This window comes from Amycolatopsis sp. WAC 01416, assembly GCF_003947485.1.
Taxonomy (GTDB): Bacteria; Actinomycetota; Actinomycetes; order Mycobacteriales; family Pseudonocardiaceae; genus Amycolatopsis.
In genome coordinates this window covers 403350-426237 of sequence record NZ_QHHX01000008.1, presented here as the reverse complement: position 1 = coordinate 426237, position 22888 = coordinate 403350, and the positions used below count along the sequence as shown (strand labels likewise).

Annotated in this window: 18 protein-coding genes; 14 read left to right on the top strand and 4 right to left on the bottom strand. The window is 69.0% G+C overall.

Annotation, left to right across the window (positions count from 1 at the left end):
* The first annotated feature begins 27 nt into the window (after positions 1 to 27).
* Positions 28 to 573: a hypothetical protein gene (locus tag DL990_RS28260; protein ID WP_125785753.1), complete on the top strand. Its 546-nt coding sequence runs from the start codon at positions 28 to 30 to the stop codon at positions 571 to 573.
* 630 nt (positions 574 to 1203) lie between these two features.
* Here DL990_RS28260 and DL990_RS28255 read toward each other — a convergent pair.
* Positions 1204 to 2214 carry a serine hydrolase gene (locus DL990_RS28255; protein WP_125800446.1) on the bottom strand — a complete coding sequence of 337 codons (1011 nt, stop codon included), beginning with the start codon at positions 2212 to 2214 and terminating at the stop codon, positions 1204 to 1206.
* Between the two features lie 121 nt (positions 2215 to 2335).
* On the opposite strand from DL990_RS28255, the gene DL990_RS28250 reads away from it, so the two are divergent.
* Positions 2336 to 3157, top strand: coding sequence for a helix-turn-helix domain-containing protein (locus DL990_RS28250; RefSeq protein ID WP_125800445.1), 822 nt, complete (start codon positions 2336 to 2338; stop codon positions 3155 to 3157).
* On the opposite strand, the gene DL990_RS28245 is transcribed toward DL990_RS28250, so the two are convergent.
* Entirely contained in the window at positions 3134 to 5899 is a 2766-nt protein-coding gene (locus tag DL990_RS28245) for an FAD-binding and (Fe-S)-binding domain-containing protein (RefSeq protein ID WP_125800444.1), read from the bottom strand. The genes DL990_RS28250 and DL990_RS28245 overlap by 24 nt on opposite strands.
* Positions 5900 to 5975: 76 nt before the next feature.
* Here DL990_RS28245 and DL990_RS28240 point away from each other — a divergent pair, with 76 nt between their 5' ends.
* The 7 genes from DL990_RS28240 to DL990_RS28210 all read left to right on the top strand — a co-directional run bounded on the left by DL990_RS28240 (position 5976) and on the right by DL990_RS28210 (position 12855).
* Positions 5976 to 7172, top strand: a complete 1197-nt coding sequence (locus DL990_RS28240; protein WP_125785749.1) for a GAF domain-containing protein — start codon at positions 5976 to 5978, stop codon at positions 7170 to 7172.
* The gene (locus DL990_RS28235) at positions 7142 to 7783 is read left to right on the top strand and encodes a response regulator transcription factor (protein WP_125785748.1); all 642 of its coding nucleotides are present in this window, start codon (positions 7142 to 7144) and stop codon (positions 7781 to 7783) included. The genes DL990_RS28240 and DL990_RS28235 overlap by 31 nt, the downstream gene beginning before the upstream one ends.
* Before the next feature lie 217 nt (positions 7784 to 8000).
* On the top strand, positions 8001 to 8810 hold the full coding sequence (locus tag DL990_RS28230; RefSeq protein WP_125800443.1) for an ABC transporter ATP-binding protein: 810 nt from the start codon (positions 8001 to 8003) through the stop codon (positions 8808 to 8810).
* Entirely contained in the window at positions 8807 to 9583 is a 777-nt protein-coding gene (locus tag DL990_RS28225; RefSeq protein ID WP_199746629.1) for an ABC transporter ATP-binding protein, read from the top strand. The genes DL990_RS28230 and DL990_RS28225 overlap by 4 nt, the downstream gene beginning before the upstream one ends.
* Entirely contained in the window at positions 9580 to 10458 is an 879-nt protein-coding gene (locus DL990_RS28220) for a branched-chain amino acid ABC transporter permease (RefSeq protein ID WP_125785745.1), read from the top strand. The genes DL990_RS28225 and DL990_RS28220 overlap by 4 nt, the downstream gene beginning before the upstream one ends.
* Complete coding sequence (locus tag DL990_RS28215; protein ID WP_125785744.1) at positions 10451 to 11608, top strand: branched-chain amino acid ABC transporter permease; 1158 nt, start codon at positions 10451 to 10453, stop codon at positions 11606 to 11608. Before DL990_RS28220 ends, DL990_RS28215 begins: the two co-directional genes overlap by 8 nt.
* Positions 11605 to 12855, top strand: a complete 1251-nt coding sequence (locus tag DL990_RS28210; protein ID WP_125785743.1) for an ABC transporter substrate-binding protein — start codon at positions 11605 to 11607, stop codon at positions 12853 to 12855. Before DL990_RS28215 ends, DL990_RS28210 begins: the two co-directional genes overlap by 4 nt.
* Here the strand turns inward: DL990_RS28210 and DL990_RS28205 are convergent.
* Entirely contained in the window at positions 12797 to 13855 is a 1059-nt protein-coding gene (locus DL990_RS28205) for a Glu/Leu/Phe/Val dehydrogenase dimerization domain-containing protein (RefSeq protein WP_125800441.1), read from the bottom strand. The genes DL990_RS28210 and DL990_RS28205 overlap by 59 nt on opposite strands.
* 111 nt (positions 13856 to 13966) lie before the next feature.
* Between DL990_RS28205 and DL990_RS28200 the strand changes: the two genes are divergently transcribed.
* From DL990_RS28200 to DL990_RS28190, 3 genes are all read left to right on the top strand, one after another.
* The gene (locus DL990_RS28200) at positions 13967 to 14446 is read left to right on the top strand and encodes an Lrp/AsnC family transcriptional regulator (RefSeq protein WP_125785741.1); all 480 of its coding nucleotides are present in this window, start codon (positions 13967 to 13969) and stop codon (positions 14444 to 14446) included.
* A 131-nt stretch (positions 14447 to 14577) separates the two neighbouring features.
* Positions 14578 to 14847: a hypothetical protein gene (locus tag DL990_RS28195; protein ID WP_125800440.1), complete on the top strand. Its 270-nt coding sequence runs from the start codon at positions 14578 to 14580 to the stop codon at positions 14845 to 14847.
* A gap of 41 nt (positions 14848 to 14888) precedes the next feature.
* Positions 14889 to 15455, top strand: coding sequence for a GNAT family N-acetyltransferase (locus tag DL990_RS28190; protein ID WP_125800439.1), 567 nt, complete (start codon positions 14889 to 14891; stop codon positions 15453 to 15455).
* Positions 15456 to 15579: 124 nt separating this feature from the next.
* Here DL990_RS28190 and DL990_RS28185 read toward each other — a convergent pair whose 3' ends face one another.
* Positions 15580 to 16218 carry a YigZ family protein gene (locus DL990_RS28185; RefSeq protein ID WP_125800438.1) on the bottom strand — a complete coding sequence of 213 codons (639 nt, stop codon included), beginning with the start codon at positions 16216 to 16218 and terminating at the stop codon, positions 15580 to 15582.
* 551 nt (positions 16219 to 16769) lie between these two features.
* Here DL990_RS28185 and gltB point away from each other — a divergent pair.
* Both gltB and DL990_RS28175 read left to right on the top strand, forming a co-directional pair.
* Positions 16770 to 21308 (top strand): glutamate synthase large subunit, encoded by a 4539-nt coding sequence (gltB, locus tag DL990_RS28180; RefSeq protein WP_125800437.1) that lies wholly within the window; start codon positions 16770 to 16772, stop codon positions 21306 to 21308.
* On the top strand, positions 21301 to 22752 hold the full coding sequence (locus DL990_RS28175) for a glutamate synthase subunit beta (RefSeq protein ID WP_125785736.1): 1452 nt from the start codon (positions 21301 to 21303) through the stop codon (positions 22750 to 22752). The genes gltB and DL990_RS28175 overlap by 8 nt, the downstream gene beginning before the upstream one ends.
* The last annotated feature ends 136 nt before the right edge of the window (positions 22753 to 22888 follow it).

Below are 22888 nucleotides of genomic sequence, written 5' to 3'. Positions count from 1 at the left end.
ACCATACGGCACCGTACGGAGGCGGCCATGTCTTTCGGTTCACCCGCGAACTGGGGCGCGACCCCGGAAGAACGCCGCCGCGCGCAGCCGGCGGACACCCTGCTCGACGGCCCTGTCGCGCGCTTCGACCGCGCGGTCACCGTGCACGCGCCCGCCGCGCTCGCCTACCGCTGGCTCTGCCAGATCTCGGTCGCGCCCTACAGCTACGACCTGCTCGACAACCTGGGGCGCCGCAGTCCCGGCACCCTCACCCCCGGCGCCGACGAACTCGCGCCCGGCGACACGCTGATCGTGTTCGAGCTGACCGAGGTCGAACGCGGACACCACCTCACCGGCCGCACCTTCGCCAAATCGGAGAACCTGTTCGGCCCGGTGGCCGCGACGTACTCGGTCGAACCGATCGACGAGCGGTCCTGCCGGATGCTGTGCCGCATCGTCGTGACCTCGAAGGGCTTCCGCGGGCGCCTCAAGGAGTTCCTGCTGGGCTGGGGCGACCTGATCATGATGCGGAAACAGCTGCTGACATTGAAGAAGCACGCGGAACGGGACGCGCGCCTCGGCCGCGTGTCGTGAGTGGTGACCCCGGTTAGGCCCCGGCGGCCTGGCGTCACAACCGTCCCGTGTCACCAGGGATCACACCGGCGGGTAGCGAAGGGCCCCTTCACTACCTTGAGGGTCAGGGTCCCGACAAAGTCGAGATCTCGCAGGTCAGGCGACTATTCCTGCACTGTCGGCAGGCCGGATTCTGGGCGCCGGCGGGGCTTCGGTGTCCACAAGGGGCACCGCCGGGGGAGTGAGCGTCCGATTGATGCCGCTATGTACGTTTCTGCGGGGGTCGTGAGTGGCATTGAGGGTTAGAACAACAAAAATCACTCACGACCCTCTCGCGAAACCGTGCAAATCATCTAAATCAGGCACCTTTGTGTCGTAAAGTGTCCCTTGTGGACAGCCAAGAGCCAGGTGAGGCTCCTTGCGGGAGGCCGCTCCAGTCGGGTCCACCGCGACACGTTCGCCTTGTCCCGCTCTGGCGGCGGAGCCGACCAGCAGTTATGCGACTTGGCCGGGACCCTGACCCTCAAGGTAGGCAAGGAGGCCTTCACGGACCGGAGAGCGGCGGCCCATACGCCACTTTTGCCTTACCCCTCAACTAGATGACCCGAAATCCACACGGTCCCGCTCTCCTGCCCGAGCACAGCGCATGTCTCAGCGGAACCCGGCCTCCAGGAGCGCGGTGAGGACGGCGCCCGGGTCGTCCCATGCCCCGGTCGCCCAGTCGGCGTTGATATTCGCCGCCATCAGGTGCGTGCCGTCGCGGGAGCCGTAGACGTAGGTCCACGAACCGAAAAGCGCTCCACCCATCCCCCACACCTCCGTTCCATCGGACAGGGTCAGCGACGAGACGCCGAGCCCGTAGGACGCGCTGTCGAGCCAATCCCTGGTGGGTGTCGTGGTGAACATCGCGCTCTGCAGCTCCGGCGGCAGCAGGCGCCCGCCCAGCAGGGCCTCGAAGAACCGCAGGAGGTCGCCGGCACTGGAGACCATGCCGCCCGCCGCCCAGTACGGGCTCGGCTCCAGCGCGGAGGCGTCGTGGATCTCCGCGTCGGGATCGGGTGAGAACAGTTTCGTGTAATGAACGGAATGCGGCTCGCCGAGGGTTTCGTCGCCCGCCCGCGGCAGCCTGGTCGCGGTCAGCCCGAGCGGGCGGGTGACCCGGTCGGTGATCTCGTCGGCGAGATCCCTTCCCGTGACCCGTTCGGCGACCATTCCGGCCAGAACGTAGTTCGTGTTCGAGTAACCCCACCCCGCACCGGGCGCGAAGTCGGCCGGATGAGCCATCGCGATCTCGGCGAGCTGGTGGGGGGTATAGGTTTCGCGCGTGGACAGCGCGGGCTGGTCCTGGGTGTAGTTGAACAGGCCGCTGGTGTGGTTCAGCAGCCGCCGGACGGGGATCTCGTCGCCGCGCGCGACCAGCCCCGGCAGCCACTTCCCCACCGGGTCGTCCAGGTCGAGCCGGTTCTCGGCGGCCAACTGCAGGACCACCGTGGCGGTGAACGTCTTGGTGACGCTCCCGATGCGGAACCGGTCCTCCGCCGAGCGCTCCCGCACCTCGGACCAGGTCTGATCGTGCTCGCGGATTTCAGCAAGGATGCCGGGCACGCCCGCCTCGGACACCGCCTTGTCGAGGACGTCCCGTACCTCGTCGATCTTCGTCATGACGTCGACGCTAGGTTTGCGTTTCCACAAGCGTCAACACCAGCGAAGGCCGTTTCAGCGAAATATCGGGGAATTAGTGCGATCCATTGCACTGAGCTGTCGATGAACGCACACTGGTGCGATGACCGCCGCAAGACTCACCGCTCAGGAGCGCGGACGCATCGCGTCCGGCCTGGCCGACGGCCTCGGGTACGCCGAGATCGCGCGAGCGCTGGGCAGACCGACATCGACCGTGAGCCGTGAGGTCACCCGCAACGGCGGGCGGCGTGGTTACCGCGCCGAGCACGCCCAGCACGCCACCGCCTGGCGCGCTCGCCGAGGAGCGGCTTCCCCGGCGGAGCCACCGTCCTTTCCGGACACTCACGGCCGGGATCCGGCGGCCGTCCTCGCCTACGCCGACCGGTTCGCCGCGATGATGGTCCGCGCCGGGCTTCCCCGGATGGCGGCACGGGTGCTCGCCTGTCTGGTCACCACCGATTCCGGTGGCCTGACCGCCGCCGAATTGGTCGGGAGACTGCGGGTCAGCCCAGCTTCGGTCTCGAAGGCGGTCGCTTACCTGGAAGGCCTCGAAGTCGTCGAGCGCGAAGCCGTGGGCAGACGTGAGCGGTACTTCATCGACGACGACGTCTGGCTGCGTGCGTGGCTGGCCAGTGCCCGGACCAACGCGACCTGGGCGGACACCGCCCGCGACGGCGCCCGCGTCCTCGACCCTGGCACCCCGGCCGGCGCACGGCTGGCCCGGATGAGCCGGTTCTTCGCGACCGTGACCGACGACATGGCGGCGAGCCCCAGCGCCACCGCGCGGGACGACGCCGTGACCGTGCTCGCCGCCCTCGCCGTCGCCGACCCGGCCGTGGTGGACCGGATCACCGGGTCGTTCGGCTGGGAACGGGACCGCGTCGACGCGGTCCGTGAACTGCTATGGCAGCGCACGCCTCAGTAGTTCCGCGAGGTGCACGGCCCGCCGCCCGTCGAGTTGCTCGATCTGCGTCCGGCAGCTGAACCCGTCCGCGACCACCTCGGTGCCCTCGGCCGCGGCGCGGATCGCGGGCAGCATGCGGTCTTCGGCGCAGGCGACGGAAACGTCGTAGTGCCCGCGTTCGAAGCCGAAGTTGCCAGCCAGTCCACAGCAACCGGAGTCCATTGTGGAATTGTGGATACCCGCGGCGCGCATCGCGGCCTCGTCGGCGTCGAAACCGAGCACGGCGTGCTGATGGCAGTGCACCTGGCTGAGCGCCTCGACGTCCAGTGACCGGAACTCGAGCGGTGAGTCCTCGACGAGTTCGGCGAACGTCCTGGTCTGTTCGGCCAGCAGTTTCGCCACCGGGTCGTCGGGCACGAGAGCCGGAAGGTCACCGCGGAACAGCGCCGTGCAACTCGGCTCCAGTCCTGCGACAAGGTAGCCCGATCGCAGATACGGTTCGAGCACGGAAAGCGTACGGCGCAACACTTTCTTCGCCAGGTCGAGCTGTCCGGTGGACACCAAGGTGAGGCCGCAGCAGACACCTCGATCGGGCAGCACGACGTCGTAGCCCGCCGCGGTGAGCACCTCGGCCGCGGCGTCGAGGACGTCCGGGGTGAGGTAGTTGTTGAAGGAGTCGGGCCACAGCACCACGGGCCGGGAGCCGGTCGCCCAGCGCTTGAGATCGGCGCGGCGCCGCGTGAACGGCGCCGGGGCGAAGGTCGGCAGGTCCCGTTCCGGCGCGATCCCGCCGAACTTCTTCAGCAGCCCGGAGAACCGGCGCGACATCGTGTTCGCCGGCCGGGGCGCCAGCGAGGCGGCGCGCAGCCACACCGGCAGCCAGCCCATCGAATAGTGCGACGCCGGGCGCAGCCGTCCCTTGTGGTGCTGGTGCAGGAATTCCGCCTTGTAGGTCGCCATGTCGACGTCGACCGGGCAATCGGACAGACAGCCCTTGCAGGACAGGCAGAGGTCCAGCGCCTCGGCGACCTCCTCCGAACGCCAGCCGTCGGTGATCAGTTCGCCGTTCACCATTTCGGCGAGCAGATGCGCGCGGCCCCGCGTCGAGTGCTTCTCCTCGCGTGTGGCGCGGTAACTCGGGCACATCACGCCCGCTCCGGTGGTGTTGCGGCATTTCCCGACGCCGACGCAGCGCCGCATCGCCTGCCCGAAGCTCCCCCTGTCCTCCGGGTACGCGAGCGCGGTGACGTCTTCGAGGTCCAGCGGCGCGCGACGCACGCGGAGATCGGCGTCGACCGGCCTGGGATTCACCAGGATGCCCGGGTTCATCCTGCCCGCCGGATCGAAGATTCCCTTGAACCGCGCGAAAAGCGCGAGCATCTCGGGGCTGTACATCCGGGAGAGCAGTTCCGAGCGGGCCTGTCCGTCGCCGTGTTCCCCGGACAGCGAGCCGCCGTGCGCGGCGACCAGGTCGGCCGCCTCTTCGAGGAACGACCGGAATCCGGCGATCCCTCGCGGGGACAGCAGATCGAAGTCCAGCCGCAGGTGCAGGCAGCCCTCGCCGTAGTGGCCGTAGACCACGCTCTTGCGGCCGTGCTCGCGCATGAGTTGTTTGAACTCCCGCAAGTAGGCGCCCAACCGCTCGGGCGGGACGGCGGCGTCCTCCCACCCGGGCCAGGCTTCCTCACCCCCGGCCAGCCGTGTCGCGAGACCGGCACCCTCCTCCCGGATCCGCCACAACCGCTTCTGCGCGGCCGCGTCGTCCAGCAGCGCGGAACCGGTCAACGCGCCGCGCAGGCCGGCGATCAGCCCGCGTGCCTGATCCGGATCGGCCATCTCGACGAACAGCCAGGCGCCGCCCGGCGGAAGCCCGTCGGCGCGGCCCGGTTCCAGCAGTGCGACGAGGTCCGCGTCGACACCCTCCACGGTCAGCGGCGACCACGGCAGGATCGCCGGGACGGCGTCGGCCGCGGCGATGTCGGACTCGAAACCGAGCACCGCGAGCACCTTGCGTTTCGGGACCTCGGCGAGGGAGACGGTCGCCTCCAGCACGGTGACGCAGGTTCCTTCGCTGCCGACGAGCGCCTTGGCGACGTCGAAACCGTTTTCCGGCAACAGGTGTTCCAGCCCGTACCCGGACACCCGCCTGCTGAAGGTGGACAGTTCGGTACGCAGCGACGCCAGGTTGTCCCGGACGAGCGCGCGCAACTCCGAGAAGACCCGGCCTTCCGTGCCGGGCTTGGCCGCCCGCGCGTCCACTTCGGACGGCGAGGTGGGGCCGACGGTCAGCCGGGTGCCGTCGTAGAGCAGCACGTCCAGCTCGCGGACGACGTCGACCGTGCGGCCATAAGCGACCGAATGCGAGCCGCAGGCGTTGTTGCCGATCATCCCGCCGATCGTGCACCGCGAATGCGTCGACGGATCGGGTCCGAACCGGAGGCCGTGCGGCGCGGTGAGGCGCTGGAGGTCGTCGAGGACGGTTCCCGGGGCGACCCTCGCCGTGCGCGCGCCCGGATCGAGAGCGAGGACGCCGCCGAGGTGGCGCGAGGTGTCGATCACGACACCCGGCCCGCACGAGTTGCCCGCGACGCTGGTGCCGCCGCCGCGGGCGATCACCGGCAGCCCGGCCTCACGGCAGGCTGCGACGGCCGCGATCACCTCGTCGACGCTCCTCGGCAGCACCACACCCTTCGGCACGTGCCGGTAGTTGGAGGCATCGGTCGTGTACAGCGCCAGTGTCGCGGCGTCCGCCAGGATCTCCACGGGTCCATTCAAGACAACCGCGGGCGAGAACGCATCGGCGAACCTCTCCGGACGGGTGTGTCGGAAACCACGTCCGATGTGCGATCGTGAGCGCGTGACGGCGAGACGGCACGCCGCTGAAGACCTCGCCGCCGAGCACAGCGCGGTGCTCGGCGGGCTTCTTCGCGAGCGCGAAGAGCTGCTCGCCACCCTCGACCGGGTCGCGGCGCTCAACGGCACCGCGCGGCTGATCCGCGAGTCGATCGGCACCCATTCCGGCTTCGTCGCCGAGCTGACCGGACCCGAGCAGGCGGTGATCCGCTGGATGTCGGGCACCCGCACGGACGCGCTGCAGGATCTCGCCGTGCCGATCGGCCAGGGCATCGGCGGACGCGTGCTCGCGCTGGGCAAGCCGGTGCGGGTCAACGACTACGTCAACTCGCCGAGCATCACCCACCAGTTCGACGCGCAGGTGCGCGGCGAGGGCCTCGCCGCGATGATCGCCGTCCCGATCGTCAACGGGAACGAGACCGTCGCCATCGCGTACGCCGCCATGCGCGAGCGCCGCGACTTCGGCGACGACGCGGTCAAGTCGCTCGAAGACATCGCCGGCGAGGCGGGCCGGGCGCTGAAACTGGCGTCGGTCGCCGAGGCCGACCGCGAAACGGCGCTGTCCGCCGAGCGGCTCCGGATGCAGAGCGCGCTGCACGATTCGGTCGGCGCGCTGCTGTTCTCGATCGGCGTCCAGGTCCGGAACCTGCACGAGGACATCAGCGACAACCCGGCGCTCGAATCACGGCTGCGACGGCTGGAAGGCGACGTGTCGGCCGCGTCGAGGGCGCTGCGCGAGTCGCTGCTGGCGTTGTCGGAGTCGAGCCCGGAACGCGCGCTGCCGGTGGAACTGGCCGAGCACTGCCGCTCGTTCCAGGCCCGCTGCGGCGTCCCGGCGCGGTTCGTCCAGCTCGCCCCCGTGCCGCGGCTCGACGCCGAACGCACCGGCCTGCTGGTGGCGGCCGTCCGGGAAGGCCTGCTCAACGTGGAGAAACACGCCGACGCGCTGTCCGTCGTGGTCAGCCTGCTGCCCAGCGACGACGGCGTGCAGGTGGTCGTCGCCGACGACGGGACCGGTCATCGCACCGAAGAGGCCGAAGAACCCGAACCCGGCACCGGGATGGGGCTGCGCGCGCTGGCCGAACGCGCCGCGCGGCTCGGCGGCCGGGTCAGCCTGGTCCGCGACGAGGACGACGGGTGCACGCTGCGCGCATGGGTACCGGAACCGTGCCGTCGCCGGTGACGGTGCTCGTCGTGGACGACCATCCGGTGGTCCGCGACGGGGTGAGCCTGCTGCTGCGCTACGACCCGGCGATGACCGTGGTCGGTTCGGCCGAGACCGGCCGGTCCGCGATTCAGCGGGCGGGTGAGCTGAAGCCGGCGCTGATCCTGCTCGACCTGCGGTTGCCGGACATGCTCGCGCCCGAGGTCATCGCCGAACTCCGGCGTGTGCACCCGGCGGGGCGGATCGTGGTGTTCACCGCGCACGGCGACCATCAGGGTGTCCGGGCCGCGCTGGACTCCGGGGCGCACGGCTGCCTGCTCAAGGACGTCGCCGGGACGGATCTGGTGGCGGCGTTGCGGCAGGTGCTCAAGGGCGAACGCGTCGTCGATCCGCGCATCTTCCCCGACGACGGCCAGCGGTCGGACGCGCTGGCCCGCAGCGGCCTGACGCGGCGTGAGTACGAGGTCCTGAGGCTGGCCGCGCAGGGGCAGACGAATCCGGAGATCGCGGAATCGATCGGGCTGGCGCGGAACACGGTGAAGACGTACCTGCAGTCCGCTTTGCACAAACTCGGCGCCCGGAACCGCGTCGAGGCCATCGGCAAGGCCTCCGAAGCCGGCCTCCTCTGACCCGCCACAACGGTCTCCCCAAGGGCGCCCCGCAAGATCACGCGAGTCCTCTTCGGTCCGGCGCCCTGCGGAACGTTTCCGTCAGCGCGCGACAGACGAGCACTGTGTCCGTTTTGTAGCCGTGTGGGTCTCCAGGTGGGGGTAACGCAACGGAGGGTGCCCACGCAGGATGACCGCCACCGATCGTGACTCGTGTCACACGAACGGAGGAGGCGGCTTGCTGAGTGTCCGTGATCTTCAGGTGCGGTACGGCCGATCGGTGGCCGCACTGCACGGGGTCGACCTCGACGTTTCGCCCGATGGGGTGCTGGCGGTGCTCGGCAGCAACGGTGCCGGGAAATCGACGCTGCTCCGCACCGTGTCGGGCACGCTGCGTATGCACCGGGGCTCGGTTTCCGCGGGCGAGGTGCGCTACGACGGCAAACCACTGTCCAAACTCGACCCTGCCCGCATCGTCGGTCTCGGCGTGGTCGGCGTCCCCGAAGGCCGCCAGGTTTTCGCGCGGATGACGGTCGAGGAGAACCTGCGCGCGGGCGGGATCGGCGCCCGCTCCCCGGAACAGCGCGCCACCGCGAGGAAACGCGTCGACGAGCTCTTCCCTGTCCTGTCCGAGCGGGCCAAACAACGCGCGGGCCTGCTTTCCGGCGGTGAGCAGCAGATGCTCGCGATCGGCCGCGCGCTGATGTCCGGCCCGCGGCTGCTGCTGCTCGACGAACCCTCCCTCGGCCTCGCGCCGAAGATCGTCGAGCGGATCGGCGACATCATCCGCGAAATCCACGAACAGGGCACCGCCGTGGTGCTGGTCGAGCAGAACGCCGTGATGGCGTTGCGCGTCGCCGATCACGCGATCGTCCTCGAGGTGGGCCGGGTCGCACTGGCCGGGACGACGGCCGAGCTCGCGGCGAGCGAGGAGGTCCAGCGGCTCTACCTCGGCGGTCACGCCGAATCGCAGGCCACCGCCGAGGCCGAAGCCGCCGACGCCCGCAAGCAGCGTGCGGGCCGGAGCCTGACGAGGTGGGCCGGATGACGCCGCCCGAGTTGCACGTCGACAACGTGACCCTGCGCTTCGGCGGGATCACCGCGCTGGACGCCGTCTCGTTCACCGTCGGCTCAGGTTCGCTGCACGCGCTCATCGGCCCGAACGGCGCCGGGAAGTCCAGCTGTTTCAACGTGATCAGCGGGCTCTACCGGGCGGACACCGGCAGTGTCCGCCTCGGCGACACTGTCCTTTCCGGACTCCCGCCGCACCGGCTCGCCGGCCTCGGGGTCGGCCGGTCGTTCCAGAACGCCGCCCTCTCCCCCGGCTCCACCGTGCTCGACAACGTCATGCTCGGACGGCACGCGCTGACCAAGGGCGGTTTCCTCGCCTGCGGGCTCCGTCTGCCGTGGACGGTCCGGGCCGAACGGCGCCATTCCGAACGGGTCCGGGAGATCTGCGACTTCCTCGGCATCGGCGCGCTGGTGGACCTCCCGGTCGGCGCGCTGCCCTACGGCGCGGTGAAACGCGTCGACCTCGCCCGCGCGCTCGCCGTCGAACCGGTCCTGCTCCTGCTCGACGAACCCGCGGCGGGCATGAACGCGACCGAGACCGCCGAACTGGCCGGGACGATCCGCGACGTCCGTGACGAACTCGGTATCTCGATCCTGCTGGTGGAACACGACATGGGGCTGGTGATGGGCATCGCGGACCGGGTCACCGTCCTGGACTTCGGCAGGCGCATCGCCGACGGCACACCGGCCGAGGTCCAGTCGGATCCGGACGTGATCAGGGCATATCTCGGCACGGAGGCCACGGCGTGAACACTTTCCTGCAACTCGTGGTGAACGGACTCGGCAAGGGCGCGGTGTTCGCGTTGCTGGCGCTGGGTTTCGTGATCATCTTCAAGGCCACCGAGGTGGTCAACTTCGCGCACGGCTCGCTCGTGCTCTTCGGCGGCTACCTGGTCGTCGTGACCCGCGAATCACTCGGCTGGGCGGGCGCTTCACTGGTCGGCATCGTCTCCGCCGGTCTGCTGGCCCTCCTGCTGGAACGGTTCCTGCTGTCCCGCTCGCGGCACGCGGACGCGAACAGCCTGGCGTTGCTGACCATCGGCGTCGACGTGATCGTCACCGAGGAGATCGTGCGGCGCCTCGGCGTCACGCTGCCCTTCCTCGGCGACGCCTGGGACGCGCAGCCGTTCCAGATCGGCGGGATCACCCTGTTCCGCACGCATCTGGTGGCGTTGGTGGTCGCCGCCGTGCTGATCACCGCGTTCACCTTGGCCTTCAAGTACTCGAACTGGGGTGTCGCGATGCGGGCCCAGGCCGAGAACCGCGAAGCCGCCGCGCTGATGGGGATCCGCAGTTCCCGGGTGACGGCGACGGCGTGGGTGGTCGCCGGGGTGCTCGCCGGGGTCGCGGTGCTCTTCATCGCCACGCAGGACTTCTCCGGCGCGGGACTGTCCCGCGGCACGCACTCCATCGCGCTCGCGGCGTTCCCCGCGGCCATCCTCGGCGGGCTCGACTCGACGGCGGGCGCGGTGGTGGGCGGCCTGGTCGTCGGGCTGGTCGAGGCGCTTTCGGCGCAGTACGTGTCGTTCGACTTCTCCAAGAGCGCGGTCTTCCTCGTGATGCTCGTGGTGCTGGTGGTGCGGCCGTCGGGGTTGTTCGGGACGAGGGAGAGCACACGTGTCTGACACCGCTGTGAAAACTCCTGCCTCGGCTCCGCCCGCACCACCCGCGAAACGCGATCGGGGGCGGCTGCTCAAGGCGCTGGCCTGGGTCGCGCTGCTCGTCGTCCTGCTGGCGATCCCGCTGTACCTCGACGCCGCCTGGCTGAAGGCCGGGCAGTACATGATGATCGGCGGGGTCGGCGCGATCGGGCTGACCCTGCTCGTCGGGCAGGCCGGACAGCTGTCGCTGGCGCACGCGTTCTTCCTGCTGGCGGGCGCGACCGGGTACACCGTCCTTTCCGGACCCGCCGACGACGAGCGCGTGTTCGGGCTCGGCCTCGATCCCGCTTTGTCGCTGGTCGGCGCGGTGGTCATCACCGCTCTGCTGGGGCTGGCGTTCGCGCCGGTTTCCGGACGGCTGCGCGGGATCTACCTCGGTGTCGCGTCGCTGTCACTGGTGTTCCTCGGGCTCTACTTCGGACAGTCGGCCGAAACGCTGACCGGCGGGACGTCGACCGGGCGCACCCCCGAACCGTTCTCGCTGTTCGGTTTCCCATTCACCAACGGCGGCCCGGAGATCGAACTGATGGGTGTGCCGATCCGGCAGGCGGAACGGCTCTGGTACCTGTTCCTGCTGCTGACCGTGCTCGCGTTCGTGGTCGCCAAGGCGGCGGTGCGCAGCCGGGTCGGCCGGTCGTGGCGGGCGGTGCGGGACAACGAAGCCGCCGCGTCCGTGATGGGTGTCAGCGTCACGCGCGCCAAGGCGGGCGCGTTCGCGGTCTCCTCGGCGTACGCGGGGCTCGCCGGCGCGATGACCGTGCTGTGGTTCGACATCCTCAAACCCGACGAGAGCGAATTCGGTACGTACGGCATCAACATCTCCATCGCCTTCCTGGCCATGGTGATCATCGGGGGACTCGGCTCGGTGCCGGGCGCGCTGGTCGGCGCGCTGATCGTCAACGGGCTGCCGCAGGTGCTTTCGCTGTATTCCGCCGATCTCGGCTGGTTCTCCGGAACCGGCGACGGCGCCTTGACCCCGATCCTGGTCAGCTCGTTCGTCTACGGTGCCGCGATCATCCTCGTGGTGCTCTTCGAACCGGGTGGGCTCGCCGCGATCGGCCGCCGAATCACGTCCGTCAGGAAACCTCATCTCCCGGAGGAGCAAGACAAATGAAGCGCACATATCCGGCCGTCGCGCTGGCGGCGGTCCTCGCCCTCTCGGCGTGCAGCACGAAAGCGGGCGACTCGGGGTCCTCGGGGGCGGACGGTTCGGGCGTCAAGACCGACAAAGGGGTGACGGCTTCGGAGATCACCCTCGGCGTGATGACCGACAAGACGGGGGTGTTCAAGAACCTCGGGCTCGGCATCACGCAGGGCAACGAGTTGTGGGCCAAGGACTTCAACACCGCGGGCGGGGCGTGCGGCCGTCAGGTCAAACTCGAGACCGTCGACCACGGCTACAAGGCGGACACGGCGAAGACGCTGTATCCGCAGATCGAGCCGAAGGTGCTCGGCTTCGTGCAGCTGCTCGGCTCGCCGGTGGTGGCCGCGTTGAAGCAGAACATCGCCTCGGACAAGACCGTCGCCGCGCCCGCGTCGTGGTCTTCCGAACTGCTCGACAATCCGTACGTGATGATCGTCGGGACGACGTACGACCTGGAGATCATCGACGGGCTGTCGTACTTCCAGGAACAGGGCCTGGTGAAGGACGGCGACACGATCGGGCACGTCTACATCGACGGCGAGTACGGCAAGAACGGCCTGCGCGGCTCGCAGTTCTACGCCAAGAAGCACAATCTGACGGTCAAGGAGGTCAAGGTGACCTCGACCGACAACGACCTCACCAACATCGTCACCGGCCTCAAGGGCGCCGGGGTGAAGTCCATCGTCCTCACCACCACCCCCGCGCAGACCGGTTCCGCGCTCGCGGCGAACAAGGCGCTCGGGCTGAACGTCCCCGTACTCGGCAACAACCCGGTGTTCGACCCCGTGCTGCTGAAGAGCCCGGCGGCGAACGCGCTGGACAAGCTGACGATCGTCGCCAGCAGCGTGCCGTTCTCCGCCGACATCCCCAAGGCCAAGGACGTCGCGACGAAGTACAAGGCGGCGTACAAGGAGACCCCGAACGGCGGGATCCCCTACGGCTACGCGGTCGGCGAGGTGTGGGGCACGGTGCTCAAGAAGGCCTGCGAGAACAAGGACCTCACCCGGGAGGGTATCGCCGCGGCACTGAAGCAGACGACGTCGGCGAGCACCGGCGATCTGGTGGCGGCACTGGACTTCTCGAAGGCGGGCACCCCGGCGACGCGCCAGGTGTACGCGGCGACACCGGACGCGTCGGCCGAGGGTGGGGTCCGCTACGTCAAGCCGCTGTTCGAGGCTCCCGAGGCGAAGGAGTACGTGGCCCCGCACCAGAAGTGAGGCGGGATTCGGCGAGTGCGTCCGCTTCGGCCAACGGTGTGGTGCCGTTGGCCGAAGCGGCGTCGAGAAGCCTTCGCGTCGTCTCCTCCAGGGTTTCGACGCGGGCGAGTGCCGCGGCGTGGGTGAGGCTTTCGGCCTCGCGGCCGAGCGTGTAGATGACTCCCCCGGCGCTCGCGACGAAGTCCGGGATCCACAGGACTCCCTTGGCGGCGAGGTCTTCCGCCACCATATCGTCGGTGAGCTGGTTGTTGGCCGGGCCGACGACGAGCGGCGCGGCGACCTCGGTTCCGGGGCCGAAGACCCCGCCGACGGCGGCCGGGATCAGGACGTCGGCCTCGATGCCGAGCACCTCCTCCGGCCGGGCGACGCCCAGGCCCTGCTCCCCGGCGGCGGCGAGGCGTCGTTCGTCCACATCGGACACGGTGACCTTCGCGCCCTGCTCGACCAGGTCGGCGGCGAGGTGGGCGCCGACCGAGCCGTAGCCGCTGATGACCACCCGGCGGCCTTTCATGTCGTGGTCGCCGAAGACCGCTCGCGCGCCCGCTCGCAACGCGGCGAGCACCCCGACGGCGGTCGGCCCGCTCGACGAACCGGTGCCGCCGTGCTCCTCGGGGAGGCAGAACACGTGCGGGGTCCGTTCACTCAGCACCAGCATGTCCTCCGGGCCGGTGCCGACGTCCGGGCCGGCGAGATACGCGCCGTCGAGTGACTCGATGAGGTCGGCGTGGTCGAGCAGGATCTCACGCCGCTGCTCGGCGGTCGGCACGGTATCGAGGGCGACGACACTCTTGCCGCCGCCGAAGTCCAGGCCAGCGACAGCGCATTTGCGCGTCATCGCCGCGGACAGCCGCAGGACGTCGCCGATCGCGTCGTCGATGCGCGGATAGACCTTGAACCGGCAGCCGCCGACGGCCGGACCGAGCGTGCGCGAGTGCACCGCCACCATGGTGGTCACCCCGGATCGGCGGCCCCGCCGGACGACCAGCTCCTGTACGGACATTTCGTTCCCTTCCACGCAATTAGTCACCTACTTGCGCCGAAGTTAGGCTGATCCTCAGGTTTGCAGGGGTTCTGCCGAACGTTATTCGGCAGGAGACGCGAAGGAGTGGGCATGGACGAACTTGATTCGGCGATCATCCGGGAACTCCAGGCGGATGCGCGGCAGTCGAACCGCGACATCGCCCGCAAGGTCGGCGTCGCGCCGTCGACCTGCCTGGAACGCACGCGGCTGCTGCGGGAGCGCGGCGTCATCCGCGGGTATCACGCGGACATCGACCTGCGCAGCCTCAACCGCGGCGTGCAGGCGATGGTCTCGGCGCAGGTGCGGCCGCTGAGCCGGGAGGTGATCGACTCCTTCCAGCGTTCGGTCGCGGAATTGCCGGAGGTCCTTTCGGTCTTCGTCACCGCGGGCAGCGATGATTTCCTGATCCACGTCGCCGCGCAGGACGTCGATCAGCTCCACGCATTCCTGGTGGATCGGTTGGCGAAGCGCAAAGAGATCATCGGATTCCGGAGTTCGATCATTTTCCGGCATCTGCGCAAGACCGAGCTGGAACCGCTTCCGCGCCGAATACCGGGTGAGAACCCCTAGGTGTTCACCCTTGAATACGCGACACACCACCCTTGAGTACGCCCTAAATCCGAGACTTCGCATCGGAGAAGACGGAAACTGTCGGGGGTATGGGTTTCACTGTTCAGAGCGGAACAGAAAGGAGGCACGCCATGGACGTTCGGACGGAACTGAACCATCGTGAGCGGGCCACCCTGAGAGCCGTGGCCGAGGGCCACGCCGAAATCAGCTGCAGCTGCGAGCCGGACCTGTTCGTCGACGGCCTCGCCTGCTGCGACCAGCACACCGCGCACCGCCTGGCCCACCTCGGCCTGGTGGCGCCCGCCAGGGGCGGCCACTGGGGTGAGCGCGTGCCCGCCCTGCTCACCGACGCCGGAGCGGTGGCGCTGGGCGGCCTCGCCAGGCCCGGGGTCGCCGCGTAAAACGGGTTGCCCGGGCACGCCCTCGGCGCCACGCTTTGCCGATGCGTGTCTTTCTGGAGACCGAGCGGCTCCTGCTGCGACAGTTCACCGACGCCGACGTCGACGACCTGTTCGCGCTCTACGACGACCCAGAAGTCATGCGATACCTCAATGGGGGCGAACCCGCCGACAGGGCGGAGATCGAAGAACACGACCTTCCCGCGTTTCTCGGTTACTACGAGCGTTTCCCCGGTTACGGGTTCTGGGCGGCGATCGAGAAATCCAGCGGGTCTTTTCTGGGGTGGTTCCATTTCCGTCCGTTGCGTGGTCATCACACGGACGATCCCGAACTGGGCTACCGGCTGAACCGGTCTTCCTGGGGCAAGGGCTACGCGACCGAAGGTTCGCTCGCACTCCTGGAGAAGGGTTTCACGGAACTGGGTGCCCAGCGGGTCTGGGCGGGGACGATGGCGGTGAACCTGGGGTCCCGGCGGGTCATGGAGAAGATCGGGATGCGGCACGTCCGGACCTATCACGAGCACTTCGACAACCCGATCCCCGGCACGGAGGAGGGCGAGGTCGAGTACGCCATCACGCTGGAAGAGTGGCAGGCCCGCACCCACCCGTGACCAGACCCGTCACTCGCGTGATCAGAGACGTCACTCGCGTGATCAGAGGCGTACACACGTGATCAGAGAGTTACGCCTTCAATCACGCGAGTTACGCCTCCAATCACGTGAGTTACGGGCTTGATCACGTGAGTCGCGGGGTGGGCAGCCAGGTTTCGCCGATCTCCTCGGCGAGGGCCTCCCCGCCGGTCAGGTCGGCGAGCCAGGCGTGGAACGCGTCGCCCTGGTCGGGCGCGAGCCCGACGTCGAAGTGGGCGACGTCCTCGAAGCGGGTCGCGTGCAGCAGGTACGGCGACGAGCGGATGTCGTTCTCCAGCCGTCCGGCCCGGTCGTAGTCGACGACGACCTCCACCAGCCGCAGCCGCCGGTACTCCCGGACGCCGATGACGTCGACGGCCTCCGAAACGGCCTGCCCGTACGCGCGGATCAGGCCGCCGGCGCCGAGCAGCACCCCGCCGAAGTACCGGGTCACCACCGCGACCGTGTCGGTCAGCTCCCGGCGGCGGAGCACCTCGAGCATCGGGGTGCCCGCCGTGCCCGCGGGCTCACCGTCGTCACTGGAACGCTGAGCGCGCCCATCGGCGCCCAACACGAACGCGTGACAGTGGTGCCGGGCCGCCGGATCGGCCTTCTTCCTGGCGGCGATCACCGCACGCGCGGCCTCTTCCGAGGTGACCGGGGCGAGCGCGCAGAGGAAGCGTGACCGCCGGATTTCGATCTCGTGGACCCCGGTGCCCGCCACGGTGAGATAACGATCCGCCATCGGCCAAGCCTCTCAAACCAGGCAGGACGCTCTGCCGTTCGGGCGATCCGCCGGTCACCGCGGGTCACCGCAACACCGGTGAAACCCACTCTCCCGCGCGACCCAGGTCACACTTTCGGACTAGGTGGGCGATCGTTTACGCAGGTCAGAGCGCCGGTGCCCCACTCAGTGGACATCTCATTCCAGTCAGTGGGCAGATGATGTTTGAAGTCAACGCCCGCGTGGCATTTCCCACCCCGACCAAGAGACGTATGTCGATAACAGCGATTTCACACTATCGTCATAAGACCGGCGAACCCGGGAGTAACACGTGTACCCGTCAGCCGCCCACCACAGTGGCCAGACGGCACCCATGTGCACAGCAGTACCGATATGCGCATCGGCCGCCCAGTGCAGTGCGGCTCTACGAGGCCTGCCCCCGTTTCCGCGGGCGGGATCGTTCCCTCTCGACTGACCATCGCGGTCCCGGACCACTCCGTTAACTGGTTCACGTACGAACCACCCGAACGGAGTGGTACCGGTCGCGCCGACGCCTTGGGAGGCGGCCAGCCGTGACCCACCATGCCAGCTACAAGGGCAGCAAGGCCCCCGAAGGCCTGTACGACCCGGAGTTCGAACACGACGCCTGTGGTGTCGCGTTCGTCGCAGACCTCTCCGGTAAACGCGATCACGGCATCGTCGCCAAAGCACTGATCGCGCTGCGGAACCTGGAACATCGCGGAGCCCGCGGCGCCGACCCGGAGACCGGCGACGGCGCCGGGATCCTCATCCAGGTCCCCGACGAGTTCTACCGCGAGGTCGTCGGCTTCGAACTTCCCGAGCCCGGCGCGTACGCCGTCGGCACGGCTTTCCTTCCGCAGGACGAAAACGCCCGCGGCCGGGCGATGACGACCATCGAGCGCGTCGCCGCCGAAGAGGGCATGCGCGTGCTCGGCTGGCGCGACCTCCCCGTCGACACCGACCACGTCGGGACGGGCGCGGCCGAGACCATGCCGCATTTCAGCCAGCTGTTCCTGACAGGACAGGACGCGCTGGAGGGCCTTGCCCTGGAACGCGCCGCCTTCGTGGTTCGCAAACGCGCCGAGCACGAGCTCGTCGAGGACGACGTGTACTTCCCAAGCCTGTCTTCGCGCACGATCGTCTACAAAGGAATGCTCACCGAGCCGCAGGTCGAGAAGTTCTTCGCCGACCTCACCGACGAGCGCGTCACCAGCGCCATCGGCCTGGTGCACTCCCGGTTCTCCACCAACACCTTCCCGTCGTGGCCGCTGGCGCATCCGTACCGGTACGTCGCCCACAACGGCGAGATCAACACCCTGCGCGGCAACCGCAACTGGATGGACGCGCGTGAGGCGCTGCTCGAATCCGACCTGATCCCCGGTGACCTCAAGCGGATCTACCCGATCATCACCCGCGGCGCGAGCGACTCGGCGTCCTTCGACGAGGTGCTGGAGCTGCTCCACCTCGGCGGGCGGCCGCTGCCGCACGCGGTGCTGATGATGATCCCGGAGGCCTGGGAGAACCATCAGGAGATGGACCCCGCGCGCCGCGCGTTCTACGAGTTCCACTCGACGCTGATGGAACCGTGGGACGGCCCCGCGCTGGTCTCGTTCACCGACGGCACCCAGATCGGCGCGGTGCTCGACCGCAACGGCCTGCGCCCCGCCCGGTACTGGGTCACCGAAGACGGCCTCGTCGTCCTCGCCAGCGAGGTCGGCGTGCTGGAGCTGGAGCAGTCCACGATCGTCCGGAAAGGACGGTTGGAGCCGGGCCGCATGTTCCTCGTGGACACGGCCGCCGGCCGGATCGTCGAGGACGAGGAGATCAAGGACCGGCTCGCCACCGAGCACCCGTACGACGAATGGGTCGAGGACGGGCTGCTCCCGCTCGACGGGCTTCCCGAGCGTGAGCGCGAGATCCCTCCGCACGCCGCGCTCGTGCGCCGTCAGCAGGCTTTCGGCTACACCGAAGAGGAACTCGACGTCCTGCTCCAGCCGATGGCCCGCACCGGCGCGGAGCCGATCGGCTCGATGGGCAACGACTCCCCCATCGCGTCGCTGTCCAGCCGTCCTCGGCTGATCTTCGACTACTTCATCCAGCTCTTCGCCCAGGTGACCAACCCGCCGCTGGACGCGATCCGCGAAGAACTCGTCACCGCGCTCGGCACCCAGCTCGGCGCGCAGCCGAACCTGCTTCAGGCCGACGCGAAGTCGTGCCGCCGGATCGTGCTGCCCTTCCCCGTACTGGACAACGACGAGTTCGCGAAACTCGTGCACGTCAACGACGACGGCGACCTTCCGGAGTTCCAGGCGGTCACCGTGCACGGCACCTACGACGTCCACGGCGGCGGCGAGGCGCTCGTGCGTCGGCTCGACGAGATCCGTGCCGAGGTGTCCGCGGCCATCGCCGAGGGCGCGCGGCTGATCGTGCTGTCCGACCGCGGGATCGACGAAGACCACGCGGGTATCCCCTCGCTGCTGCTCACCGGCGCGGTGCACCACCACCTGGTGCGCGAGAAGACCCGCACGCAGGTCGGCCTCATCGTCGAGGCGGGCGACGCGCGCGAGGTGCACCACATCGCGCTGCTGATCGGCTACGGCGTCGCGGCGGTGAACCCGTATCTGGCGATGGCGACCGTCGAGGAGATGGCCGACCAGGGCCTGATCCCCGGTGCCACCGCCAAGCAGGCCACCGCGAACCTGATCAAGGCGCTGGGCAAGGGCGTCCGCAAGACGATGTCGAAAATGGGAGTGTCCACAGTGGCCTCCTACACCGGCGCGCAGATCTTCGAAGCGGTCGGGCTCGGCGACGAGGTCATCCAGAACTGCTTCACCGGTACCACTTCCCGGCTCGGCGGCGTCGGCTTCGACACGCTCGCGCTGGAAGTCGCCGAGCGGCACCGCCGGGCGTTCCCGCGCGACGGGTTCCGCGCGAACCATCGCGAGCTGGAGACCGGCTCGGACTACCAGTGGCGCCGCGAGGGCGAGCCGCATCTGTTCAACCCGCAGACGGTGTTCAAGCTGCAGCACTCCACCCGTGCCGGGAAGTACGAGGTCTTCAAGGAGTACACGAAGGCCGTCGACGACCAGGCGCAGAAGCTGTACACGCTGCGCGGCCTGTTCGACTTCAAGATCGGGCAGCGTCCCGCGGTGCCGATCGACGAGGTCGAGCCGGTCTCCGAGATCGTCAAGCGGTTCGCGACCGGCGCGATCTCCTACGGCTCGATTTCGGCGGAGATGCACGAAACCCTGGCCATCGCGATGAACCGCCTCGGCGGCAAGTCGAACACCGGTGAGGGCGGCGAGGATCCGGACCGGCTCTACGATCCCGAACGCCGCAGCGCGGTCAAGCAGGTCGCGAGCGGCCGGTTCGGCGTCACGAGCGAGTACCTGGTCAACGCCGACGACATCCAGATCAAGATGGCGCAGGGCGCGAAGCCCGGCGAGGGCGGCCAGCTGCCCGGCGCGAAGGTGTACCCGTGGATCGCGAAGACGCGGCACTCCACGGCGGGTGTCGGGCTGATCTCGCCACCCCCGCACCACGACATCTACTCGATCGAGGATCTCGCCCAGCTGATCCACGACCTCAAGAACGCCAACCCGGCCGCGCGCATCCACGTGAAGCTCGTGTCCGAGGTCGGCGTCGGCACGGTCGCGGCCGGTGTGTCCAAGGCGCACGCGGACGTCGTGCTCATCTCCGGGCACGACGGCGGCACGGGTGCTTCCCCGCTGTCGTCGATCAAGCACGCGGGCGGCCCGTGGGAACTCGGGCTCGCCGAGACGCAGCAGACGCTGCTGGCCAACCGGCTGCGCGACCGGATCGTCGTGCAGACCGACGGCCAGCTCAAGACCGGCCGTGACGTGGTCATCGCCGCGCTCCTCGGCGCCGAGGAGTTCGGTTTCGCCACCGCTCCGCTGGTGGTGTCCGGCTGCATCATGATGCGGGTGTGTCACCTCGACACCTGTCCGGTCGGCGTCGCGACGCAGAACCCCAAGCTGCGCGAGAAGTTCAGCGGCAAGGCGGAGTACGTGGTGAACTTCTTCGAGTTCATCGCGCAGGAGGTCCGGGAGTACCTGGCGGAGCTGGGTTTCCGGTCCATCGCCGAGGCCGTCGGCCACGCGGAGATGCTCGACAAGCGCAAGGCGATCGATCACTGGAAGGCCGCCGGGCTCGACCTGTCGCCGATCTTCCACGTGCCCGCGATGGCCCCGGCCGGTCTGCGGCACCAGCAGACGGTGCAGGACCACGGGCTGGAGAAGGCGCTCGACAACACGCTGATCCAGCTCGCCGAGGGCGCGCTGTCCTCCGGGGACAAGGTGCGGCTGGAACTGCCGGTCCGCAACGTGAACCGGACCGTCGGCACCATGCTCGGCCACGAACTCACCAAGCGGTGGGGCGGCGAAGGCCTGCCGGACAACACGATCGACGTCACCTTCACCGGGACCGCCGGTCAGTCGTTCGGCGCGTTCGTGCCCAAGGGCATCACGCTGCGGCTCTACGGCGACGGCAACGACTACGTCGGCAAGGGTCTCTCCGGTGGACGGCTCATCGTGCGGCCGCCGAAGGTGGCGCGGTACAACGCCGAAGAGCACATCATCGCGGGCAACGTGATCGGCTACGGCGCGACCAGCGGCGAGATCTTCATCCGCGGCAAGGTCGGCGAGCGGTTCTGCGTGCGCAACTCCGGCGCGCTGGCCGTCGTCGAGGGCGTCGGCGACCACGGTTGCGAGTACATGACCGGTGGCCGTGTCGTCGTGCTCGGCAACGTGGGCCGCAACTTCGCGGCAGGCATGTCGGGCGGTGTCGCCTACGTGCTGGACCTGCCCGCGCACCGGATCAACCCGGAGATGGTCGACGTCGACCCGCTGGATTCGTCCGATGTGGACTTCCTGCGCGAGGCACTCGAAAAGCATTACGACGAAACGGAGTCCGCGGTCGCGCGCACGCTGCTCGCCGATTGGGACGCCGCCGTCGACCGGTTCGGCAAGGTCATGCCGAAGGACTACAAGCGCGTGCTCGCGGCGCAGGCTGAGGCCGAGCGTGACGGGCGTGACGTGAACGAGGCGATCATGGAGGCCGCACATGGCTGACCCCAAGGGCTTTCTGACCACCACTCGCGAGACGCCCAAGAGCCGTCCCGTCGACCTGCGCCTGATGGACTGGCGCGAGGTGTACGAGGACTTCGCGACGTCGAAGCTGCAGAAGCAGGCCGGACGCTGCATGGACTGCGGCATCCCGTTCTGTCACCAGGGCTGCCCGCTCGGGAACCTCATCCCCGAGTGGAACACCCTGACCTGGCGCGACGATTGGCGTGAGGCGGCCGAGCGGCTGCACGCGACCAACAATTTCCCGGAGTTCACCGGGACCCTCTGCCCGGCGCCGTGCGAGACGGCGTGTGTGCTCGGGATCAACGACGATCCCGTCACCATCAAGCGGGTCGAGATCTCGATCATCGACCGGGCCTTCGAAGAAGGCTGGGTCACGCCGGAACCGCCGGTCGTCAAGACCGGCAAGAAGGTGGCGGTGGTCGGATCCGGCCCGTCGGGACTCGCCGCGGCGCAGCAGCTCACGCGCGCGGGCCACAGTGTCGTGGTCTTCGAGCGGGCCGACAAGATCGGCGGGCTGCTGCGCTACGGCATCCCCGAATTCAAGATGGAGAAGCACCGGCTCGACCGGCGCCTCGACCAGATGCGGGCCGAGGGCACGGAGTTCCGGACGTCGGTGAACGTCGGCGTCGACCTCACCGTCGAGGAACTGAAGTCGTCCTACGACGCGGTGGTCCTCGCCGGTGGCGCGACGGCGTGGCGCGACCTGCCGATCGACGGCCGCGAGCACGACGGCGTCCACCAGGCGATGGAGTTCCTCCCGCACGCCAACCGGGTCGCCGCCGGCGAGCTGGACGTGTCGCCGATCAGCGCCGAGGGCCTCGACGTCGTCGTCATCGGCGGCGGCGACACCGGCGCGGACTGCGTCGGGACCTCGCACCGCCAGGGCGCGAAGTCGGTGACGCAGCTGGAGATCATGCCGAAGCCGCCGCTTTCGCGGTCGGACGCGCATCCGTGGCCGACGTACCCGATGATCTACCGCGTCTCGTCCGCGCACGAGGAGGGCGGCGAGCGGCTGTACTCGGTCAACACCCAGGAGTTCGCGGCCGACGCCGACGGGCGCGTGCGCGCACTGAAGCTGGTCGAGGTGCGCAACGAGGGGGGCAAGTTCGTCCCGGTTCCCGGAACGGAACGCGAACTGCCCGCGCAGCTGGTGCTGCTCGCGATGGGCTTCGTCGGCCCGGAGCGGGAAGGCCTGCTGGAGTCGCTCGACGTCGAACTGGACCAGCGTGGCAACGTCGCCCGCGACAAGTCCTTCAAGACCAGCGTCGACAACGTGTTCGTGGCGGGCGACATGGGCCGCGGCCAGTCGCTCATCGTGTGGGCGATCGCCGAAGGCCGCTCCGCCGCGGCCGGGGTGGACGCGTTCCTCACCGGGCGGGACGTGCTGCCCGCCCCGATCGCGCCGACCGACCGGCCGCTCACCTAGGCGACCCTTTTCAGTACATGAAGGCCCCCTTCCTTGCGTCAGGCGCAAGGAAGGGGGCCTTCATGTACTTGGGCGACGCGCGCGACTCTCGCAAGTAGGTGACGAATTGCGGGGCGTGACCGGCGCACTGGTTCTT